1 pseudogene is annotated in these 598 nt (G+C 69.1%); it reads left to right on the top strand.

What is annotated here, in order from left to right:
* Nucleotides 1-357 precede the first annotated feature (357 nt).
* Nucleotides 358-598, top strand: a pseudogene (locus AB4Z27_RS29330) (ABC transporter permease); the annotation flags it as partial.

Below are 598 nucleotides of genomic sequence, written 5' to 3'. Positions count from 1 at the left end.
GGGCAGGGCGCACGCGTAGCGTTTCGACTTCGTAGAGACGCCCACCCTCTCCCCCGGCCCCTCTCCCAGAGGGAGAGGGGAGGAACACCGCCGCTTTGCTCCCCGTCGCGCAAGCGGGAGAGGGGAAGGAACACCGCCGCTTTGCTCCCCGTCGCGCAAGCGGGAGAGAGGAAGGAACACCGCCGCTTTGCTCCCCGTCGCGCAAGCGGGAGAGGGGAAGGAACACCGCCGCTTTGCTCCCCTCGCGCAAGCGGGAGAGGGGAAGGAACACCGCCGCTTTGCTCCCCTCGCCCGCTTGCGGGAGAGGGGCCGGGGGAGAGGGGCAGCGTCCCCAGCCACGATATCGCCTATATATATATGACCACCCTCGACACCCCCATCCGCCCTGAATACGAACTGGCGCTCGAGCCGTTCACCGCTGTGCCGCTGTCGCGGCCGCTGCCCTTCCATCGCCGCCTCTGGCAGCAGGGCTGGGTGCGCAAGGCGGTGATCCTGCTGGCGCTGGCGGTGCTCTGGGAAATCCTCGCCCGCATCCAGGACAACGACCTGCTGCTGCCCGCTGCTGCCCACCTTCCTGGCCACGGCGCGGGCGTTTGGC

Origin of the sequence: Cupriavidus sp. KB_39, from assembly GCF_052114485.1 — a bacterium.
Taxonomy (GTDB): domain Bacteria; phylum Pseudomonadota; class Gammaproteobacteria; order Burkholderiales; family Burkholderiaceae; genus Cupriavidus.
Note: the sequence above shows the minus strand (reverse complement) of the source record. Positions and strands in the feature narration are given on the sequence as shown.